This is a genomic window from Bradyrhizobium sp. Kon56, assembly GCF_055807635.1.
The window spans coordinates 1-19698 of sequence record NZ_JBVVOU010000048.1 but is presented as its reverse complement, the minus strand read 5'-3'; the positions used below and the strand labels follow the sequence as shown (position 1 = coordinate 19698).

The 19698-nt window shown below is 59.5% G+C and carries 19 protein-coding genes and 4 pseudogenes; 14 read left to right on the top strand and 9 right to left on the bottom strand.

Annotated elements, in window-relative coordinates; all coding sequences use genetic code 11:
* Positions 1-579 precede the first annotated feature (579 nt).
* The gene (locus AC0L3B_RS35820; RefSeq protein WP_473382216.1) at positions 580-2307 is read left to right on the top strand and encodes a PQQ-dependent sugar dehydrogenase; all 1728 of its coding nucleotides are present in this window, start codon (positions 580-582) and stop codon (positions 2305-2307) included.
* On the opposite strand, the gene AC0L3B_RS35815 is transcribed toward AC0L3B_RS35820, so the two are convergent.
* From AC0L3B_RS35815 to AC0L3B_RS35800, 4 genes are all read right to left on the bottom strand, one after another.
* Entirely contained in the window at positions 2285-2695 is a 411-nt protein-coding gene (locus AC0L3B_RS35815; protein ID WP_247475341.1) for a hypothetical protein, read from the bottom strand. The genes AC0L3B_RS35820 and AC0L3B_RS35815 overlap by 23 nt on opposite strands.
* Positions 2692-3876, bottom strand: a complete 1185-nt coding sequence (locus AC0L3B_RS35810) for an ERF family protein (RefSeq protein WP_473382215.1) — start codon at positions 3874-3876, stop codon at positions 2692-2694. Before AC0L3B_RS35810 ends, AC0L3B_RS35815 begins: the two co-directional genes overlap by 4 nt.
* A gap of 22 nt (positions 3877-3898) precedes the next feature.
* Positions 3899-4126 carry a hypothetical protein gene (locus AC0L3B_RS35805; protein ID WP_007592814.1) on the bottom strand — a complete coding sequence of 76 codons (228 nt, stop codon included), beginning with the start codon at positions 4124-4126 and terminating at the stop codon, positions 3899-3901.
* Positions 4127-4197: 71 nt separating this feature from the next.
* Positions 4198-5016, bottom strand: coding sequence for a YqaJ viral recombinase family protein (locus AC0L3B_RS35800; protein WP_473382214.1), 819 nt, complete (start codon positions 5014-5016; stop codon positions 4198-4200).
* Positions 5017-5084: 68 nt separating this feature from the next.
* Here AC0L3B_RS35800 and AC0L3B_RS35795 point away from each other — a divergent pair, with 68 nt between their 5' ends.
* From AC0L3B_RS35795 to AC0L3B_RS35775, 5 genes are all read left to right on the top strand, one after another.
* Entirely contained in the window at positions 5085-5339 is a 255-nt protein-coding gene (locus AC0L3B_RS35795) for a helix-turn-helix transcriptional regulator (RefSeq protein ID WP_007592810.1), read from the top strand.
* Positions 5340-5644: 305 nt separating this feature from the next.
* Complete coding sequence (locus tag AC0L3B_RS35790; RefSeq protein ID WP_456652306.1) at positions 5645-5869, top strand: hypothetical protein; 225 nt, start codon at positions 5645-5647, stop codon at positions 5867-5869.
* Positions 5870-6377: 508 nt separating this feature from the next.
* Positions 6378-7013 (top strand): hypothetical protein, encoded by a 636-nt coding sequence (locus tag AC0L3B_RS35785; RefSeq protein WP_007592806.1) that lies wholly within the window; start codon positions 6378-6380, stop codon positions 7011-7013.
* 29 nt (positions 7014-7042) lie between these two features.
* A complete protein-coding gene (locus AC0L3B_RS35780; RefSeq protein ID WP_473382213.1) occupies positions 7043-7624 on the top strand; it encodes a hypothetical protein in 582 nt (193 codons plus the stop codon).
* Positions 7614-8072 carry a hypothetical protein gene (locus AC0L3B_RS35775; protein ID WP_051058404.1) on the top strand — a complete coding sequence of 153 codons (459 nt, stop codon included), beginning with the start codon at positions 7614-7616 and terminating at the stop codon, positions 8070-8072. The genes AC0L3B_RS35780 and AC0L3B_RS35775 overlap by 11 nt, the downstream gene beginning before the upstream one ends.
* A 159-nt stretch (positions 8073-8231) precedes the next feature.
* Here AC0L3B_RS35775 and AC0L3B_RS35770 read toward each other — a convergent pair.
* Positions 8232-8333 (bottom strand): annotated as a pseudogene (locus AC0L3B_RS35770) (aliphatic sulfonates ABC transporter substrate-binding protein); the annotation flags it as partial.
* A 535-nt stretch (positions 8334-8868) separates the two neighbouring features.
* Here AC0L3B_RS35770 and AC0L3B_RS35765 point away from each other — a divergent pair.
* Complete coding sequence (locus AC0L3B_RS35765) at positions 8869-9408, top strand: acyltransferase (RefSeq protein WP_473382212.1); 540 nt, start codon at positions 8869-8871, stop codon at positions 9406-9408.
* A 170-nt stretch (positions 9409-9578) separates the two neighbouring features.
* A complete protein-coding gene (locus AC0L3B_RS35760; RefSeq protein ID WP_247475334.1) occupies positions 9579-9809 on the top strand; it encodes a hypothetical protein in 231 nt (76 codons plus the stop codon).
* Between the two features lie 59 nt (positions 9810-9868).
* On the opposite strand, the gene AC0L3B_RS35755 is transcribed toward AC0L3B_RS35760, so the two are convergent.
* Both AC0L3B_RS35755 and AC0L3B_RS35750 read right to left on the bottom strand, forming a co-directional pair.
* Positions 9869-10210 (bottom strand): H-NS histone family protein, encoded by a 342-nt coding sequence (locus tag AC0L3B_RS35755; protein WP_085358730.1) that lies wholly within the window; start codon positions 10208-10210, stop codon positions 9869-9871.
* Between the two features lie 528 nt (positions 10211-10738).
* Complete coding sequence (locus tag AC0L3B_RS35750; RefSeq protein ID WP_204510874.1) at positions 10739-10978, bottom strand: hypothetical protein; 240 nt, start codon at positions 10976-10978, stop codon at positions 10739-10741.
* A 198-nt stretch (positions 10979-11176) separates the two neighbouring features.
* On the opposite strand from AC0L3B_RS35750, the gene AC0L3B_RS35745 reads away from it, so the two are divergent.
* Positions 11177-11923: a response regulator transcription factor gene (locus AC0L3B_RS35745; protein ID WP_085358734.1), complete on the top strand. Its 747-nt coding sequence runs from the start codon at positions 11177-11179 to the stop codon at positions 11921-11923.
* A gap of 12 nt (positions 11924-11935) precedes the next feature.
* Here the strand turns inward: AC0L3B_RS35745 and AC0L3B_RS35740 are convergent, their stop codons facing one another.
* Entirely contained in the window at positions 11936-12208 is a 273-nt protein-coding gene (locus AC0L3B_RS35740; RefSeq protein ID WP_162847239.1) for a hypothetical protein, read from the bottom strand.
* Positions 12209-12448: 240 nt separating this feature from the next.
* On the opposite strand from AC0L3B_RS35740, the pseudogene AC0L3B_RS35735 reads away from it, so the two are divergent.
* A pseudogene (locus AC0L3B_RS35735) lies at positions 12449-12757 on the top strand (hypothetical protein); the annotation flags it as partial.
* Positions 12758-13617: 860 nt separating this feature from the next.
* Positions 13618-14100, top strand: a complete 483-nt coding sequence (locus AC0L3B_RS35730) for a phasin family protein (protein WP_085352703.1) — start codon at positions 13618-13620, stop codon at positions 14098-14100.
* A 279-nt stretch (positions 14101-14379) separates the two neighbouring features.
* Here the strand turns inward: AC0L3B_RS35730 and AC0L3B_RS35725 are convergent, their stop codons facing one another.
* The gene (locus AC0L3B_RS35725; RefSeq protein ID WP_473382211.1) at positions 14380-15168 is read right to left on the bottom strand and encodes a Crp/Fnr family transcriptional regulator; all 789 of its coding nucleotides are present in this window, start codon (positions 15166-15168) and stop codon (positions 14380-14382) included.
* 458 nt (positions 15169-15626) lie between these two features.
* Between AC0L3B_RS35725 and AC0L3B_RS35720 the strand changes: the two are divergent.
* The 3 genes and pseudogenes from AC0L3B_RS35720 to AC0L3B_RS35710 form a co-directional block, all read left to right on the top strand.
* Positions 15627-15809 (top strand): annotated as a pseudogene (locus AC0L3B_RS35720) (IS21-like element helper ATPase IstB); the annotation flags it as partial.
* A 75-nt stretch (positions 15810-15884) separates the two neighbouring features.
* Positions 15885-16912: pseudogene (locus AC0L3B_RS35715) on the top strand (IS110 family RNA-guided transposase).
* 885 nt (positions 16913-17797) lie between these two features.
* Positions 17798-19432, top strand: coding sequence for an autotransporter outer membrane beta-barrel domain-containing protein (locus tag AC0L3B_RS35710; RefSeq protein ID WP_143275435.1), 1635 nt, complete (start codon positions 17798-17800; stop codon positions 19430-19432).
* The last annotated feature ends 266 nt before the right edge of the window (positions 19433-19698 follow it).

Below are 19698 nucleotides of genomic sequence, written 5' to 3'. Positions count from 1 at the left end.
GAGCTACGCCTCGGCGCACTTAAGCTGCTCGATAGCTGCTCGATCGAAGCGAGCCGGTCTGCGAGCACATGATCTAGCCGAGGAGATCCAGAGAGGAACAGGCCAAGTCACAGGGGGAGGGCGCCAACATACACCGCTAACGGCTCGAACCTGGTCGGTGACGACGTCTAGCGAGATGGCCAATTGGCGCGGCAAAAAGGGTGAAGCAAGGGACATTCAATGGCTTTCCTTCGCTGGGTCGAGCTGAGAAATCAGGAGCCTCACAATACTGAGGCCGCTCCGTTCTCAAAAAAGAGTCGTGCTTCACCGGTTGAGTTCGTTCACCGCGTCGAGGCTAAAGTAGAACCGGGTAGGCGCGAACGGCCGTCGTCGCGGTATGCGGTTTTGTGGTACGCCACTTGTGTTGCGTTGCTTTTCCTGTCGCCAGCCTTCAATTTCGGCGTCCCTCCGTGGCAGGTCCCCGCTGCCAAATTGCTTCCCCCGGGTTGCCTTGTGGCGGCTTTCGTCCTAAGCGCCGGCTGCGCGCTTTCCATGCGGCCCCCGCGAGAGTCATACGTGAGGCGGACAGTGGTGTCCACCATGGCGATTTTTGGCGCGGTCTTCCTTGGATTTGTGCTCGCCAAAACCACCTATTCCCGCGCCATCACGTTTGGCGTTTTCACGTCCGCGTTGGTCTTTGTCCCGGCCCCGTACCTCGTAGGCGCGTCGGGGCTGCGTCAGGCCCTGGCACTTGTCGGCCTGATAGCTTCAGCGCTGGCGGGTTTGGCGGTGGTGCGCTTTACGCTCGAGGTGCCGGCTAGCACGTCGGGCGTGATAAAGACTGAGTTCTACAACCTCGATGTCCACACTTACTCGAGAGCTTTCCCAAAATCTGCGGTAGCCGGCGGCTCGCTGGCACGGATCGAGGATCGTTATCTTCTGTTGAGTGGAGATGGTCATCTCCACCTCTTCTCTCGGGAAGCAGGTGACAGCCTGACCATCAAGACGCTTCCGTATCGCGTGCCGATTAACGGCGATGCATTTTCTGCGGCTGCCGGGCGCCCCTGGAGCGCAGGAGTCGGTTGGGGGCCGGAAGAGGCGCAGAGGAGGCAGGCCGGACACGAGATTCTTAATCCGGAGTGGTTCCGGACGTATGGCTTACTGGTTCAGGAGGTCGGGGCGAGCACGCGCATCTTTGTTTCGCACGCTTTCTGGCATGTCGCTGAGGAATGTTGGACGGAGCGGATCTCCGTCCTGGAGTCGAACCGCGCGGCAATTCTTCGCGGCGAAGTGGGGCTCGAGTGGAGAGCCCTCTACGAAACGACACCGTGTCTACCGGTGCGCGGCGAATACCGTCGCCGCGGCATTCCGTTCGTCGGTTATCTTGGGGGAGGGCGGATGGCTCTCCTCAATGCAGATACGTTGCTGTTGACCGTTGGTGACTTCGGTTTTGACGGGCTCGCCTCGGTTCACGCCTATGCGCAGGATTCGTCTGCCTCTTATGGCAAAACGGTGGCGATCAATATTGCTGATGGGCGAGCCAGGACTTTCACCATCGGTCACAGGAATCCCCAAGGCCTCTACATCGATCCGTCTGGGACAGTATGGTTGACTGAGCATGGCCCCCAAGGCGGCGATGAGCTGAATCGACTGCTCCCGGGCGCAAATTACGGTTGGCCATATGCGACCTATGGAACGGACTATGGTTCATTCGCGTGGCCGCTGAATAAGCCTGAACCGGAGCAGAAGGGCTATGAAGCTCCTGTGTTCGCTTGGGTCCCGTCGATTGGGGTTTCCAATTTGCTCGTCGTGGAGCGCGGATTACTTCCGGAATGGCGAGGTGATCTGTTGATCGCTTCCCTCAAGGCTGCGGCGTTGTTTCGTGCGCGCGTGCGGGACGGCCAGGTCAAATACCTCGAGCCCATAGCGATAGGAAGCCGCATTCGCGACCTCGTCGAGGGGCATGATGGCACCCTGATGTTATGGACGGACGATCAAGAGATGATTTCGCTTCGCCCGAAAGAGGGTGTTACCGGTGAGACACTTTTTGCGGAGAAGTGTGGTGGCTGTCACCAGTCGAGCTTGACCAACGGCAATCGGATCGGCCCAGATTTGCTCGGTATCGTCGGTCGTCAAGTCGCGTCCGTCGGGAGCTATCCAGATTATTCCCCGAGTTTGCGTCGGCTGGGGGGCATATGGACGGAAGAGCGCCTGGAGGAGTTCCTCAGAGCCCCAAGCAATTTCTGTCCCGGGACTATGATGGATTTTGCAGGTGATGCCAGCGCGACAGAGCGCCGGGCTATACTCAATTATCTGCGTACGCTTTGACAAAGGCTTCGTGGCGCGAACCGGGCTTTGAAATTTTGCCATGCGTTTGCCGCGTATGGTATTCGGCCTGGTCTTCGAACTCAGGTGCGATCCCGATCATGTCAATGCGGCGCAGCGCGGCTTCAACGGCCTTTTGCCGATAGACCTCGAGAAGTTTGTGGCGCAACACGCGGCAGCGCTGGATCTCCCAAGAGAGTTCGGCCACATCGATCGCGAGCAGCCATTCGATGGCCGATCTTGGCGCGAGGTCGGCGAAGACCGCCTGCCGCAGCGCCTGGTAGTGGTCGAGATTCTCGCCTGGCAGCAGCAGGGGCGGTGCCAACACCTCGAACTCGATCGGCAGCGCGGTCGCGGTCGGCTGCTGCGCCGTTTGGAATGGCCCGTTCATCGCGGTGAGGCCTCTGATCCAAGGTTTGCGGGCAAGGCCGCGCGCATCAAGTTGGCCGTATCGTGGACTGGGCTCGCCACCCACAAGTCCTGCGCCACCGGCAGCGGCGCGATCTGCATATTGGCCCACCAGGCCCGTTCGTTGCCATGCCGGTGCAGCTCCTGGTGATGGGCGCGACACAGGGGGACGGTGAACTCGTCACTGACCTTGCGGCCGAGCGCCCTAGGTTGGGCGAATTTCAGATGGTGGGCATCGCACGGGGCTCGCTGGCAGACGAGGCAGGGCTGCTTGCGGACGAACAGCAGGTGGGCCTTGCTGCGCTTGCGGGGAGGCTCTTTGGGATGAGCGAGCCCCGTTTCGGGCGCCGCTGGCAGGGCCGGCTGCGGCGCGGTCTCGGTGCCCGCAACTGCTGCCGGCAGCGGTTCTTCTGCCAGGCTTGGCTCGCGATCTAAGGCGTGCGCTTGTTCGACCCTGCTGGCTGCGGGAGGGATGGCGTCCTCGAGCTTGCTCTGATAGGCGGCCTCGACCAAGCGGGCGTCCGCCTCCAGCAGGCTGTTCTTGAGAGGAAGGCTGGCCTTGGCCCAGGCAAGCAGGTCGGTGCTGCCAGACAGCTCTGCGAGCTGGCGCAACAGCTGCTCGCGGAGCTCGGCGGACCTTGGCGGCCCCAGCACCGGCGCGCGGTTGAGCACGCCCTTGGCGGGCTTGGCGATCGCGCCAACGGCTGGTTGCGACGCCGCAGCGGGCGGGCCGGCTAACGCATCGGGGGCGTCCAGATCGTCTTCGCCGGCAATGCCGACCAGCGTGAACAACGCATAGCGCCGGGCATAGGTCAGGGCGGCGCCCATCCGGTGCGGGGCGGCGGTGTCGGCGACCGGGCACACCGGCCAGTCGGAGGCAATCCATTCGCCCGAGGCGTGGAGCAGGGTGGTCGTGAGCCTGATCAGTCCGGTGTCGACATCGATCGCGGTGGCCTGCACGGTCGCGATCTCGTGCTTGGTGAGGCACTTGCGCACGATCTGAAGCCCGCTGGCGAGGGAGGCATAGCGGAAGGTGCGGCTCTCCTCCCGCGGGAACGGTGATACGATCGTCGCGGTCAATACCTTTTCCGGATTTTCAAGTTCACTTTGCGCCCGCGCAAGCGCGCCGGCGATTTGGCTGATGGTCACGCTGCAGCGCTGCATTGGCTGTCTCCACTGCTCGAGGTTATCGGTCCTTCAGGAGGTCCAGCTGGATCGCCAGGATGAGGCCGGCGACGATCAACTGGTGCTCCAGGTCACGGATCAGGGCGACAAGGACGTGGTCCTGCGCGCAGCGCGCCTCAAAGCCACGCAGTTTGGCCGAGAGTTCAGCGAACAGCTCGAATGCCGATTCGTACGGCTCCGGGGGGTCAGAGAAGGGATCGAGATGGACAAAGTCAAAGGACGGCTGCATCGGCAGACCCTCTGAACCGGGAGCTCAGGCCCGGCAAGTTGCCCGCCCCGTGGCTGAGCTCGGCGGGAGGTTTAAGCGACGTCGACCACCTCGAAGCTGATTGCGCCGGCCTTGGAGCGCTTGGCGCGCAAGCCGTGGCCGCTCGCCTCCTTGGCGTCTTCCGGCACCAGCGCCTTTAGCTCTGTTTTTGCCCGCTCGTGCTCGAGCGCCGCGCCGCGAGTTTGGCGGTAGAGCGTGCCCAATTCCGCCCAGGCGTTTGAGCCGCTCATGTCGACCACCCGGATCGCCGCCAGCCGCGGCCGCGGCGGTTCGATGCCAAACAGCTGCGGCGCCTCACCGTTTTGCACACAGCGCCAGAACTTCTTCTCGGCGGTGAGCAGCAGATGTTGATAAAGCGGATCGGCATGGATCCTGATTTCGACCCATCGGCCACCACCGGTGATGATCGACAGCACCGCGGCGCGGGCGGCGACCACCCACATGTTGTGCTGCAGTTGGGCCATATGCTTGTCCGCGGCCGCGTCCTCGGAGAAATTCCAGGGCAGCGCGAATTTGCTTTCGAATACGTCTCCGGTTTGGTGCACCCGCCCATCGAGAGTCGCGGCCATCCACTTGTGCACGGGGTGGAAAACCCGGCGCTGAACGTGCGTGACTGCAAGGCCCGTTTGGCGTTCGTACCACGCCCGGTTGAGGTGCTCGGTCGCGGCGCCAAGCTGGACCACCAGGTTGCCAGAGAGGTCTTCTGGCTCGACTTCGCCGCGCTTTTCCTGCCAGAGCCGCAGCAGCGCCACCGCGTCGTCGCCCATGACGGTCGGGGCGTCACTGCCGCCGACGAAAGTGCGGCGGTCAAAATGAGAGATCTTTTGCTGTGAACTGATTGAGCGGTGCATGAATGCCATCCTGATGATTGTGCTAGCCTTCCTTGTGATTCTGACACATGTGACAAAAGCACAATATCATGGCTGTGACAAGTGCACAAGTTCGTATGGCTCGTGCAGCCTTAAATTGGACTGTCCGGGACCTCGCGGACGCAACCGGTCTCCACCGGAACACTATCAACAATATCGAGGTGGGCCGTTATGCGGGTGATCCGAAGACCCTTGACCTTATCCAGCGAGCGCTAAAAGCCGCTGGCGTCGAGTTCATCGACGAGAACGGTGGAGGTCCGGGCGTTCGACTCGGAAAAGCAGCCAGCGACAGATCCCGCAAATAGTCACATCTCGGGAGCAGTGTTTGCAGCTGCCGCGTGTATGAGGGTGGGATGGTAAATGCTATATGGTAAGAGGTGGCGAGGATGGGCGTGAATCTCAAAAACCCGAAGACACATCGGTCGACCGCAGGTTCAGGCCGCGTACCGGTGAGTGATGGCGACGGCAGTTACGATCGCTGTTCGCGAGCGCCTTGAGCGGGTCCGCCGGGAACAGGGGCGCGCGTCTCGGACCATCGTCCACAGATTGGCCAGAACTACGCCAAACGCTCGAAGAAACCTTATCGATCGACCGATCGCGGACTGCCGCGATGATCACCAATTACCTCCGCACCGGTCGCCATCTTGCGCGACGAACCCGAAGCGAAAGGCTGCGCACTCGCGATCGAGGAACATTCTACACCTCGACGGCGAGTTTCGTGGAAGCCGCGCTCGTGATCGACGGAAACGGCGGATTCAATCGCAAGCCGGTGTTCGATGATCCAATTAATCCAATTAAGAAGGCGCGCGTTGCCGGGGGGCACGTGACGTCGTAGCGTCCGCGTTGCGGCACGCTCAGATACATTCATCACCCGCGCCGCCAGACTAGAGTTCGAAACCCATTCGCGCATTCTCAGCTCAGCCACTCTCAGCGACAGCTCTCTCGTTAAATCCAATTTTAACGTATCGCACGATAGCCTGGCGCTGAGGCCGATTGCTTTGATTCGCATTGGCGCTCGTTTCCCCGCGGCGGAGTTTTTTTGGGAAGCAACTCGTCAGACCATCTGGTCGGACGCGCCTCAAACCTCGTGCGAGAAGCAGGGAAAATGCCGCCACATCCAAACATCAAAATTCAATTGCCTGCATATTTTTTCGGGACGACCTCGCAGGTCGTGGTAGCGCCCACAATTCGACCTGCGCGCGGCCGCCCTGATCAAGCATCGATGGTCTGATCTAAGCGAATTGCTCGGCCACTCCAGCAACTGTGGCGTTCGACAATCTGCAGCAGCGCATCTCAGTGACGGGTGAGAGCCCAAGCCTGCAATATCAGTCAGGAGATGGAACATGCCTATCTTGCTTCTGGACGGCGAAGATCCGGTCGATTTTGAGCGCATCGTTGAAGAGCTGACAAGTAAATACGTGCCGTGCGGGGTGGATCAAGAGGACTGTGTGCTGACAATGGCAAAGTGTCTCTGGCGCAAGCAGCGCTACCAGCGTTTTCTCTGCGTTCGCATAACGGGCGCGCGGTTCAATCCGCGGCACGAAGGGTATGACCGCTTTCATGCGCTGTCGGCCTTTCTCCAGCTGCTCGCCAAGATCACGACCGAGGATGAGCTAGAGCGGGCGCTTCACTTGATCGACGCTCCTAGCGCGCATCACCTCAGAGACCGCTGCCCGAGAGCGAAGTTCAAGACCGCCAAAGGCCGGAGCAAGGCAATTCGGGCTGAATTGCTGGCCATGCTTGCGACGGGAGCCCTGGGGCTAAGTGCACCTTGCGAGGAACTTCGGATCATGATGGCGGGTGCGGTTCTCACAGATGATGTCCTCGCTCGCGAGCTTGACCTCGAACGTGAATGTGATGCGATGTTCGATCGGGCGCTCGATCGATTGATTAAATTGAAGGCCGCCGAACGGAGCATCACTCTGGAAGAGCGGAGCCGCTTCCATCGGGCGAAGGCTCCACGAGCCCGTGCAAAGTAACTCAACATTTTGTGCTTTGGGGAGCAACGATGAAACGACGGGCTCGCGAAACAAACTTTGAAATCTCTGGAGCGCCGCTGCGGCGCGATGAGTTCGACAGGAACCATCGTCAGATCAAGGCCGCCATCAGGCCGCGCGATCGCGTCGAAGACATGTACGCCGAAGATCTCACCGATGGCAGCCTGCAGATGCCAAGGTTGCGCCGAGCGGCGTCCCATTTCCTCGCGACGCGCCAGCGGGAGGTACTCTATGCGCAGCTTGTGCAGCACCAGCCCGCGATGTGCGACGCCGATCACGTGACCCTGGTGGAGCGCTGGTCACGTGGGGAGCCGGACGCCAAGGCCGAAGTTGCTGTCATCCTCCAGCAAGCCGGCCTGACCGAATTCGACATTGAATCTGAAGCGGTGCTCAATTCCTTGCCGACCTTGATCCAGCTCGAGCAATTGCAAGCACCGAAGGCCGCGCGCCGCGACAAGGCGCTGTTGGCCATCGCGTTACATCGCCGGATGCAGGCGCAGGATCAAGTGCTTCGGCTGGCACGGGACAATAATTGTAACACAGGAACCCTCGAAGGTTCGAGTTTGGAGCAGCCGCCAAGTGATGACCAGTGAACGTCAACGCGCGGCCAATCGCGCCAATGCGAAACTCAGCACCGGCCCGAGATCCCCGTCGGGAAAGGCGCGCGCGAGCCGGAATGCACGCCGCCATGGCCTCGCCGCGCAAGTGGCGCTCGATGCTGATCGGCTCGCGCGCGCCGAGCAACTCGCCCGGGCGATCATGGAGGCAACCTTCGGCCGGATCGATTTGCTGCAAGCGCGATCGATCGCGCAGGCCGAACTTGCGGTCAGGCGAGGGCGTGCGGTGGCCAATGCACTGCTGGCTCAACTGTGCGCAACCGCGTGCGGCTCTGATCCAGCTTCAGGCCCGGTGGCGTCAGGGCGAGGAGACGCCTGTGCCGGTCTTGTTCACGACCTCAAAATGGTCGAGCGCTATCTGCGGCGTGCGCAGGCACGGCGCGACAGGTTGCTGCGACGTCGTCTCTCCGACGCAAGCCGGTAGGGGGCTGTGCAATGCCGCCCCGCTGGACGCGGGCCAAGACCGCGCAAGTCGGCCGAGGCGGTTGGTCACGCGGAACAGGCCCAGTGATCGGCGTCCGGACCGGTTTTCATGCCGATCGGTTCGCGCCAATGCGCGCGTGCGCGCAATGCCACACGGCCGCCGCGCCTTGTTCAGCCGCTGCACGAGGTCCTGCACCGCCGCGCGCTTGGTGGCGATGGCGCTGTCGGAGGCGACGATAAAGGTGATGGTCGGCGTCAGGCCCCCGGGTGTTTGTGCGCTCCGGCATCAGGAGGGGAGCTCGAAATGCGCAGAACGAACCCAATTAACGTGAAGGATTACAACGTAGTCTTGTTCGTTGCCAACGCCGAGATGTTAGAGCTGAGGCCGGTTTGGCGCAGCCACGGCGGCGACCGCTTCGAGCCGCGACCTTGGGGCTTCGATATTGAACAGGCAGGTTCGCCGGTCTGGACGGAAGGGCGTTCGCGAATGGCAAAATGCCAAGGCTGTGTCAACTGCGGACAGCGGATCTCACTGTCCATTCGTCGCGGTTGTGCAAGTGTGGCGGGAGCGAAGAAGTGTAGGCCATTGAAATGGTTTAAATAATGTCGGCCTGACGACGAACGTCGTGCCGAAGCTAGTATCGCCCTCCGATACCTGCATTTGGCGCGGCGCATCGGGAGGAAGTTGTAATTGCATTCCAAAGTCGCTTATCAAATTAGCCGTACGTCAGGATTGCCGATGTTAGGCAGTTGGCAATTCAAACCAAGTGGTGCTTCCGATGCTACGAGATCCCAGAATGTCCGATGACCGTGTGGATCAATGGCTCGCATTTGCGCGCCAGTTTTTGCGGGCTCTCGCAGTTCGCAAGAGGAAGCAATTCGATCGGAGGGTGCCGATCGGAGACCTTCTCACCGAGCGCGACGATAACGCCGCAGCGTATGGGTTCGGCGAGGGCACCACGATGTACGACAACGTGCTCGTTCTGGGGTCTGTCAAGGTCGGACGAAATACCTGGATTGGACCAGGATGTATCCTGGATGGCTCGGGGGGAGATTTGCAGATAGGGGACTGGTGCTCCATCTCCGCTGGCGTCCAGATCTACACACATAACACAGTAAATCGTTCTATTTCGCTCGGCAGGGACCCGATCGATTACGCACCCACCTGGATCGGCAATGGAGTATATGTCGGCCCTAATTCCGTGATCCAAATGGGTGTAACGATCGGCGACCGCGCGATCATAGGTGCAAATTCACTGGTCAACAGGGATATTCCTAAAGGTGCCAAGGCGTTTGGCTGTCCTGCGCGCCTTCAGCAGCCCTCAACGTCGAAATAAATGCAATCCGCGGCCGGCCCAAGTTTCCATTTTCGCCGCAACTCCGGTCGCCGCCGATTTAATGGCAAGTATCAACGGGCAAGTTGAGGAATAAATTACTGCATTAACAAATTTAAGTTGCTCTTCCGCTAGTTTGACGTACCATTTAATTGAGGGCTGGCTGTTGCAGGATGATCCCCATGACCCATCTCGATACCGACGGCGAAGATCGTCGTGAGTTCTTGAAGAGCTGCGGAAAATTTGCCGCCGTCACCCCTCCTGCCATGACGCTGTTGCTGTCCACCTCTCTTACGTCAACCGCGATAGCCAGTTCAGGCGGTCATATTGTTCATGGCAACAATGGCTACGGCAACGGCGGCGGTGACGGCAGTCCGAACAATAAAGAGGATCGCGATCGCTAGATGTTGCTGTGGACAGCCGCGCCATAGCAGTGTCTACGGCGTCGCGACCGTCGCGGGGCTCAACCGGTGCGGCGGCGCTTGTGGCTGGATGAACGGTTGATCAACAAATCGTTCAGCTTCTTGCCGGCTCGGAGCTGCGCCTTCAGCCAGCGGGGTTGCTTGCCACGACCGGACCAAGTCTCGGACGGGTTTTTCGGATTTTGATACTTCGGCAGCACGGGCGGGTAGGGGCGGCGCGCACGTTCCCCGTTGGGGGCCCCGGAAGTTCCCTCGATCCTGCGAAGCCGCTCTTCGAGCTTGGCTTTTTCCGCAATCATTCTCCGACTAAGAACAGTCGTCACTTCATCGTAAAGCCGCCACAGCTCAGCTGTGGTCGCGGATGCCCACTCTTCGTTCCCCATGGAAGCCGTCCCCACTACTTCCGATTTGAAATAGGAGGGGGGCTTATCAGGTCGAAGCCCCGTCGGGCAAGCCTGATCGGCCCGCGCACAGAACTCTAGTGTGCAGTGCGGTACTTCTTGGCGCTACCAGCCGGGCCTGTGCCTTCGACCGGCCGGTCGCCTCCCAGCCGGTCTCCGCCGGCGGACCCTTCGCATCGGGCCGAGCAAGCGCTGCTCGGCCATCGACACGCGACTACGTAAATTCTGCAATTCGGTGAATTGAACGATCAGAGATTCATGCGTTTGCCGCAAAACAGCCGAAGAATACATATGACCACCTACTCATTACCAGCGATGTCCCGTGACCGCAGATTGAAGTTTGCCGGGTTAGCGAAAATGTCGCCCGAACTTTGCTGACCAGGTTTTCATCGGTGCTACTGCCGAAGCAGAGCCGTTATCGTTCGCGACGTCTGATTAATGGTTGGAAAATTTCCACTCCTCATATTGATGTTGGATGAATAGTATTACTTTTTGAGCCTCCTCTTCGTGTTATGGGGCGAGGCTTTCAGCTGCCTCGCTCCGGTCAAGTTTGTCGAATGTTAGATTTGAATCGTGAATGTGACTATATATCGTTCGTAATAAGTGGTCGGTGATGAGCTTGATGGCGGTTAACCAATCCTGACAGGCAGCCACATACTGGACCGCCAGATCTGCGGGAGAGTTTTGCAGATCATAGCCAGGTGAGAAGGCGCTGTTTTGTAGATGAATCGGCTGCTTCGGATTTTCCATGGAGGACCGCAATCCTACGGTGCTGCACGCATTCTCAAAGCGAGTTACAGTGGTGTGGCCATCATGCGTTGCCGATCGCCGTGACGAATTGACAGTGCGGCATTTTGGCAGAACGGATTGTTGTGCTTCCCGCGCGTCTTGAGGTGAATGCAGGAATAAAAACTGCCGCGCGGGGTATCAGGAATAGGCAGGGGAAGCATGCGCCGCATCAGAGTCGTCATCGCGGATCGGCACCCGATCGTCTTGCAGGGGATCAGCAGCGTCCTTGCGGCGCAGCGCGATTTCGCGATCGTGGCCGCCTGCGGCGATACTGCAAGCTGCATTGGGGCCATCCGACTTTTGGTGCCCGACATTGCACTGGTCGATATTGCAATGCCCAGTATCAGTCGACCTGACATTCTGGCTATCGCAAACACCGCTGGCCAAGGTACCCGGGTCATTTTCTTCGCTGAAAAGGCCGGCGATCAAAGGTCGCAGACGCTGGCCGCGGGCCGCGCCTGCCTCGTCCTCACGAGGGATGCTGAGCCGGAGATGCTGGTCGCGACCCTGAGGAAGGTTGCGGAACGCCAGGGGCCGGCATCGCGGTCGCCGTGCACAGGTGGCGAGGTCCGTGGGGAGTCTCACATCGGTGAGGAAAAGGCTCCGACGCAGCTGACCGACCGGGAACGGCAGATCATGAGACTTGTATCGGAGGGGCTGTCGAACAAGGAGATTGGGCGTTTCCTGAACATTACCGATGGTACGATCAAAGTCCACCTTCACCACATCTTCCAGAAGCTCGATATCAGCAATCGAACAGTTCTCGCGGCATTTGCAATTTCGCAAAACGGGCAACATGCGGCCGCACGTGAACTCGCCCCTTCCGGCCTACTACAGCAGGATTCGTCGGTTCGAAACGACGAGGACGTCAAGCGTAGCAATGTCCTTCCGGAACGTACGCGTTAGCTGGACATCGCATCATGCTGGGCGGTGAGCATCGGTTGCGGCGCGCAGATGCTCGGCCATGTTGCGGCAGGCTCCTTCGGCCTCAGCCAATGTTCGGAAGGGCGACCCGCTGATCTTGATCGCGCCGTTGTTCTCGTAGAGTGGTCGCCAACTCGCCAGGTACCCGAAGCGTCCGTGAAAGCCTGGACCGGTAGGGCTCTCCAGGCTGATCACAAACGAGAAGCCATCGCCGCTCGCGCTCCAGATCTCCATGTTTTCGATTGGCCGGTGAAATTGCAGTGGCATGGCAATCATCCGTCGTGCGCTGCTCTTGACCCAGCTAATCAGATATATGCATATTAAATATTAATTTGATACTCTCGATTGGGGCTCCGGCAACGGGCTAGCAAGCCCGAAAGGCCATGGAAATGCTGGCAGTCTGCCGGCGGCGCACGCCTCGCAATCTCCATTTTTCAAACAAAATTTTGGTTGAAAGTCTATTTAATATATAATACCAATAAAGTAAATTTAAATCAAGGGGAGCGCATCGTGAGCCAAAGTGGCAATGAAGATGACGACCGGCGGGCGTTCCTGAAAACCTGCGGAAGATTCGCGGCCGTGACACCCCCCGTCATGACGCTGCTGCTGTCGACCTCGCTGACCTCGACAGCCATCGCACGTTCAGGCGGACAGAACGGAGCAACGCATGGCGACGACAAGGGCCAGTCGTTCCTCGACAATGATCGCCCGTCCTCTGCAGCGTCGGGGTCCTCTGGCGGCGGGGCATCTGGAGGCGGGGCATCTGGAGGGGGGGCACCTGGAGGCGGTGGCGGACCTGGGGGGCGGCGTGGTGGGGCATCTGCTGCCGGAGGGCCATCCGGCGGTGGCGGCGGATCCGGCGGAGCGACCGGTGGCGAAGGACCTTTCGCGACGGGAGGGAACTCCGGAAATCCGGCCGCATATGGAGGGGTCGATTGTGCAGATGAAGAAGACGACGAGCGGAGGCACAAGCCCGAGTGCGAGCGAGCCGCCACTCGACTTTCGAGCGCAACCCGCTCCGAGCCTTAACAACGGTTCGATCCGCTGTTGTTGCAAGCTGAGCAGCCAGACCCAATGGAGCGTGCCGCGCGCCGGGGCACATGAGTACTTTTTTAACGCGCCGCCGCATCGTCATCGGCAACGCAGCATGCCGAATTAGTCGCGTTTTCCTTTGATTGCATATTTTTGCCCAAGTCAAAGCTGGCGGAATTCTCGCGGACATATTGCTAGGAGAACTCACATGAAAATCTGCGCTCGAGTGGACAACCCTGCCGCTGTTCTTCGCCAGCGTCTCGAAGCCCTTGCCTCTCAACTCGCAGAACTTGAGAGTCTCAGGGACCGGGTGGATCGAGAAGAGAACCATCAGCGCGAGCGGCGCCAGTGCGGCTATCTCAGACGACGAGCAAGCTCAGAGTGCAACCGAGCGGTCGCTGCAACGTCGCAGATCTAAAGCTCCGCCTTGTCGCAACCCATCAAATTATTTCAGCGAGAGTCCGAAAGCGAACGGATGTTTCGAATTTAATCGATCATATTTGGCTTCGGCAGGGGGCGAGCGGTTCATCCGCAGCAGCCTCCGGTCACGCCGAGAACAGGGGCGCTGGTTTTCTGGCGCAGTACGTGCCGGGAGCGGGGGTCTTCAATCCATTAACTAGTTTCGCTTGAAAGGATGAAAGCTCGTGAATGATGCCAATGTGAAAGTCGAAACGCAGGCCGATCCGGTGAATGAGAATACGAATGGTGCAAAACCAAGGATCGATTTGCCGCTTTTGAATTTCCAGGAACTCTTCCGTGGATTCGCCGAGCAGGGCGCCGCACAGACCAAGAAAAATATCGCGAGCATGAAAGCGACTTCCGAGGAGATCAGCGACATTCTCCGTGAAGCCTGCTCAATGAACGCCAGAGGGGCCGTCGATTACGGTGCCAAGGTCATCGAGATTTCCAAAGACAATACCAGGGCCACCCTGGAGTTTTTATCCCGGCTCGCTGAGACCAGGTCGCTGCTGGATATCGTGCATCTTTCGACCGCCCGAAGCCGCGAGGCTTTCGAAGTCGTCTCCGCACAGAATCGGGAGCTCTGGGAGCTCGCGCAGAAAGTTGCGATCGAGACGACCGAGCCCATCAAGACCAGCTTCAATAGGGTGTTTCACAAGACCGTCTGAACCGAGGCTACCGGCCGTGCGGTTCGACTGGACGGACATCTCCGCGACGAGGGGACGCTCGGTCCAGTCGATGGCGGGGCAGCGTGCCCTGACCGCACAACAGGTTGCAGGAGATCAAGATGGGTGTGGTGATGATCAAATGCCCGGAAACGGGCGACGCCATTTCGACGGGTATCGAAACCGATCGCGAAAGGTTTCGTTGCAGCGCGGTATTCTTTCGCGCACCTATTGCCGGGTCTGCGCGGCTACACACGAGTGGTTCGCGCGAGAGCCCTGGGTCTACGAGCCTGCCCTGGATAGTCGGTTGCCGGGCGGCTGGCAGGCGTCTCGCGCCGGCGCGGCGTGAATAAGTCCTGCTGCGCCACGCGAAACGATCCGATCGATTCTGCGGCTCATCACCTTGTAGCACTCGCATGCCACGGCTTCGAGCCGCGGCCGGTCAATCTCGAGCTGACCGCGGCGGTTGGATTTCAAGGCTCGTGACGCGCGCAATGCCCTCACAACATGCGTGACCGTGGTGCGCCGGACCCCCAGTAGCTCCGACATAGTCTCCTGTGTCAAAGGGAGGGGATTGCTGCTATTCGCCCGGTCGTGAATTTGAAGCAGCCAGCAGGCCATCCGGGCTTCGACGGAATGCAGTGCATTGCAAGCCGCGACGTGCTGAACCTGCGTCAGCAGCGATCTCGTGAAAATCTGCGCCATGGATGCGATGGCGGGGCTGCGCCCCAGAGCTGACAAAAATTGCGCCGCCGGAATCTGCAGCACGGGCCCTGGTACGCGGACGACTACCGTCACAGATGAGTGGGATGTGCCAAGCGCCGTTAGACCGATCGCACCTTCACGACCGATCACCGCTGTGGCGGCAGTCTGCCCGTTCGGCAAGTCCACGATGAAGGCAATCGCGCCGCCACAGGGGAAGAGAAGGTGCTCGATCCGATCTCCCGATCGGACCAGTACGGCGTCGCGCTCGAGCACGACTTTCCGCAGGTGAGGCGCAAGCAAAGCGAAATCGGCCGGCGGCAAGGCTGCTAACAATCGATTACCAACTCTGGTCGCGTGGTCCATCATGGGATTCGTCCCCACCGATGTCCGGCGCTAGGTCTCGTGCCGGCTGGTGCCAGCTGGTCTGCACTACTCATCCAATCGGTCACCGGAGATATGGTTCCAATTGGGAGTCGTGCGTGTGCGACGGCACCGCCACGCACGATCCCGCGAGATCCTGCGATTGGCGCCAACTGGAGACCGGCAGGCTCGCGGGCATTGCAGTTGATTTCGGCCGAGCCTATCGCTCGTCCGCCTTCTCGGGAACCGGAAGAGTGTCCTCGGAGCGGACGCTCTATGCCTGTGGGACGGATGCCAATTTTTGGCCGAATATGCTCAGGCGGCGACTGCCTAATCATTGAACGTTCTTAACTCGTGGCTAAACTCTTAATCAGGCGGGTCCCAGGTTTGGGCCCCGCCCACCGCACCTCGCAAAGCCTTAGGCCGATCCACGGTTTGAAGACCGAATTAAAACGGCTTTTCACGTCGAGACCGGCAACGATAGCTGGCGGTTCAAAAGCCGAGACGACGATCACGCGACCCGCGCTCGTCTCGCCTCCGCTATCCCGGCCAGCTCCGACGAGACGAGCGCTACCAGCAAACCCCGCCGCGCAAAGGGGTCAAAATTGGACGCCGATGAGGGGGCAAATTTGCAAACGATGACGTAATTGCGGTCGGCGCTCGTGGCATGCAAGCCGCATTATCGTCGAGCCCTCGCAATCACCTGATTCGAAGGAGCTCCCATGAAGCAGTACGTCGGGCTGGACGTCTCACAGAGAGAAACCGCCGTATGCGTTGTCAACGAGACTGGCCAAGTAATCTTCGAAGGAAAAGCCAAGTCTAATCCTGGTGCCTTGACCGACCTGCTTCGCAACATGCGCCTCAAGCCGAGCGTATCGGCTTCGAGACGGGTGCGATGGCGAGTTGGCTATGGCATGAACTCCGCAGGGTTGAGCTTCCGGTGGTCTGCATCGACGCTCGGCATGCGCACGCAGCTTTGTCGGTCCGTATGAACAAGAGCGGTCAGAATGATGCGCGAGGCCTTGCAGAACTGGTGCGAGTGGGATGGTATCGAGAGGTCAAGGTCAAAAGTGAGGAAAGCCAAAAGATCCGAGCGATCCTTGTCGCTAGATCTCGGCTAGTGTCGATGCGCCGAGACATTGAGAACCAGATTCGTGGCTTGATCAAGGAATCTGGATTACTATTCCCTCGCGCGATCGGCCAACAGTTCCGCAACCAGGTCAGCGAATTCTTAGGCGCTGATCATTTACTCCTCAACGTGATATCGCCGCTGCTCTCGATCCATGAGAACATCTGTCGAGAACAGGAAAAGTTCGACAACGAGGTCCGCCAGTTGGCGAAGCTGGACGAGACGACGCGGCGACTGATGACGGTCCCGGGTGTCGGCGTCGTCACGGCCCTAACGTTCCGCCACACGATCGATGATCCCTCGCGCTTCCGATCGGCGTCGACAGTCGGCGCTTACCTCGGCCTTACGCCGCGACGTAGCCAATCCGGCGAAACCGACACCAACGGAAAGATATCTCGACGGGGCGACCGGCTTCTCCGAACTTACTTGTTCGAGGCCGCCACTGTCCTTCTTTCTCGAACCAAAAAGTGGTCTTCTCTAAAGGCCTGAGGCATGAAGCTCGCCAACCGGATCGGCATGAAGAAGGCAAAGGTCGCAATTGCCCGAAAGATCGCCGTGATTCTCCACTGCATCTGGGTCGATGGCACATCGTTCGACTGGGTCCAGCCGAAGCCAATCTAATATTTGCTCGCAAGTTCCTGGTCCGGTCCGCCGGACTGGCGATGTCCCGCTGGGACGGTGGTTGTGGTGACCTCGGTCAATCGGCTGGTGGCGGTTCGCCCGCACTCCGCTGCAGACGTTGAGGCGCCCGATCCGGACATCATCATGAGGCGCTCGCGACCTCGGAAAGGACCATGACCCCATCTACGACATCAACCCAACTCGCTGAAGCCGCCAACGATGTCGATTGCCAATCCCGCTAGGCAATCGTCTCGCCATCCGCGATCGCTCCGTCTCCGCAACCTGACCAGCTCCGACGGAGCAATCGCTACGGGCGTGTCACTGGAGAGAGGAAGAATGGTAACTTGACAACAAACCGCAATTAAAGGGCCGATCTCCTCCAGAAGAATGTTCAAGGCGCTCGGGCCTTCTAAGCACGCGATCGGCCATACCGGAAGGGCGGCAAAAGCACTGGGTGAAGAGGTCAAGAACCGGATCATCCCGCAGTACACCGGGAGCTTTGATCGGGCGAGCCTTTGCGGCGCTCGGGTTTCGGAGGACTCTCTCGAACGCGAGGCAATCTGCACGTCTTTGCGCCCGATGATCCGAGCTGGACGCCATCGACCTTCCAACGTCAAAACCCGCGTGAAAAAGTCCGGAATGCCGAATGGGCTGCTCACGTTGAGAGACGCCCCCCGTTTTAGAGACGTTGCGGACTAGGCACGGTACTGCATTTGGCCCCGAATTCGATCAATCCGGGCTAGAACCTTCTCTCGTGACGATAGCTGTCGATTTCAAATATATGATTTAATTCGTTTAAAAATGTGATTTAATCATAACAACGAAACGTTGTAAGTCATTTGGACGCATCTCCGCGGCAACCTGCGGACCACGAGGGAGGTTCACATGGCTGTTCTCTTTGGCGACACAAGTGGATCACTCACGGGCCGACAGCATGGCGCAGCGCAAACACTGGTTGGTTCCGATCCGACAAACACACTGTTCGGGGATGCTGGCGTGGACTTGCTCGGCCGCGCGATCGGCGGCAACGACACGTTGCTGACGTCCGGCTCTGGAAGCCTATATGGTGATGCGGGCGGAAACATTTCTGATCATGCCCGGGGCGGCAGCGACACGTTGTCCGCTCAAGTATCGGCGCCCGCTATCATTCCCGGCGAGACCTTCAGCCTGGATATGTACGGTGATGCTGGAGGCAACATTTCGGACTGGGCCATTGCGGGCAATGACATGTTCAATGTCGAATTGCCCTTGGCCTTTACGCCCGGAGTGAGGGTGAATGCCTATGGCGACGCTGGCGAAACATTGTCTGGTCAGTCCCAGGGTGGTGACGACAACTTCGGCGTCACTGCTGGCGGACATCAAACAATTATCGTGTATGGAGATGCGGGTGGAAACCTGATCAATTGCGCGGTCGGCGGTAATGACACATTCGTTGGTCACATCGGACCGGATGGGAGTTTTGTGTTCTATGGCGACGCTGGCGGAGGCTTGCTCGGGCATACCCGGGGCGGCAATGACAGCTTCACTGCGAGCGGATCCGAGTACAACAACTATCTCTATGGTGACGCCGGCGGCGACATGGCCGGTCATGCGGCCGGCGGCAATGATAGTTTCGCTGTGAGCGGGATTAATCCGTTCAATTTTGTCTTCGGCGATGCCGGTGCAAATATGTCCGCTTCCGCCGCCGGGGGAAACGACACGTTCGACGACTCTAGCGACGCAACACTCGCTGACCGAAATGTCTTTTCCGGCGATGCTGGCGGGAACATGTCCGGCTCTGCCCACGGAGGGGACGACACGTTCAACAAGACCGGCTTAGGAGGAAGTACGTTCTATGGCGAAGTCGCGGGCGACATGTCTGGTCGTGCCCAGGGCGGCAATGACACATTCCAGGCCTCGGGCACGCAAAACCAAAATCTCTTCTACGGCGATGCCGGCGGCAATATGGGCGATCAGGCCGTTGGCGGCGACGACACCTATTTCGGTGGCAACGTATTTTCCCAGCTCATCAATCAAGCATATGGCGATGCGTCGACTATGTCGGGCCGCGCGCATGGCGGCAATGACACCCTGGTCGGCGGCAATGATCCGAATCCGCATGCCGTGGGCAGCTACGAGACCATTCTCGTCGGCGATGCCCAATCCATGTCCGACTACGCGCGCGGCGGCAACGACAGGCTGGTTAGCGGCACGGGAAACGATGACATATGGGGCGATGCCCAGATGATGCTCGGCTTTGCCCAAGGAGGGAACGACACGTTCGTGTTCGATTTCGATAACGGGCACGATAAAGTCGAAGACTTCGGACAGGGACTCTCGAATCAGGGCGCCGATCACATCGACGTCTCTGCGCTCGGTATCGAGAACTTCAGCGATCTGAGCTTCTCACCGTTCGATCCTGTCACGCACGAGAGCACGGTCACGTTCAGTCCAGGCAACGACGTGGTGGTGCATAGCCAGCAAGCACTCAGACCTCAGGATTTTATCTTCGCGCCACATCAAGACGGTTTGTTGGCCTGAGCCGTCGCTCAAGACCGCCCGCACGCTCGACATACATTCAGCCTCGTGCCTACTTCAGGGCGCGACGAGGTTATCGGGTTATGGTCGGTCCCAGACAGCGTTCGGTCCCATCCCGTCGTGCTGCATTGTTTTCCGTGTGGACACGCGAAGCTGAAAGTTGCTGCGGTGCAGGTCCGGTTGTGGACCCAAAGCGGACTCCAGCGCATCGCGCTGCCCCTGAGGGAGTAGCGAAGCCTCGAATAGCCTTGGAGCAACTTATGGGCGCA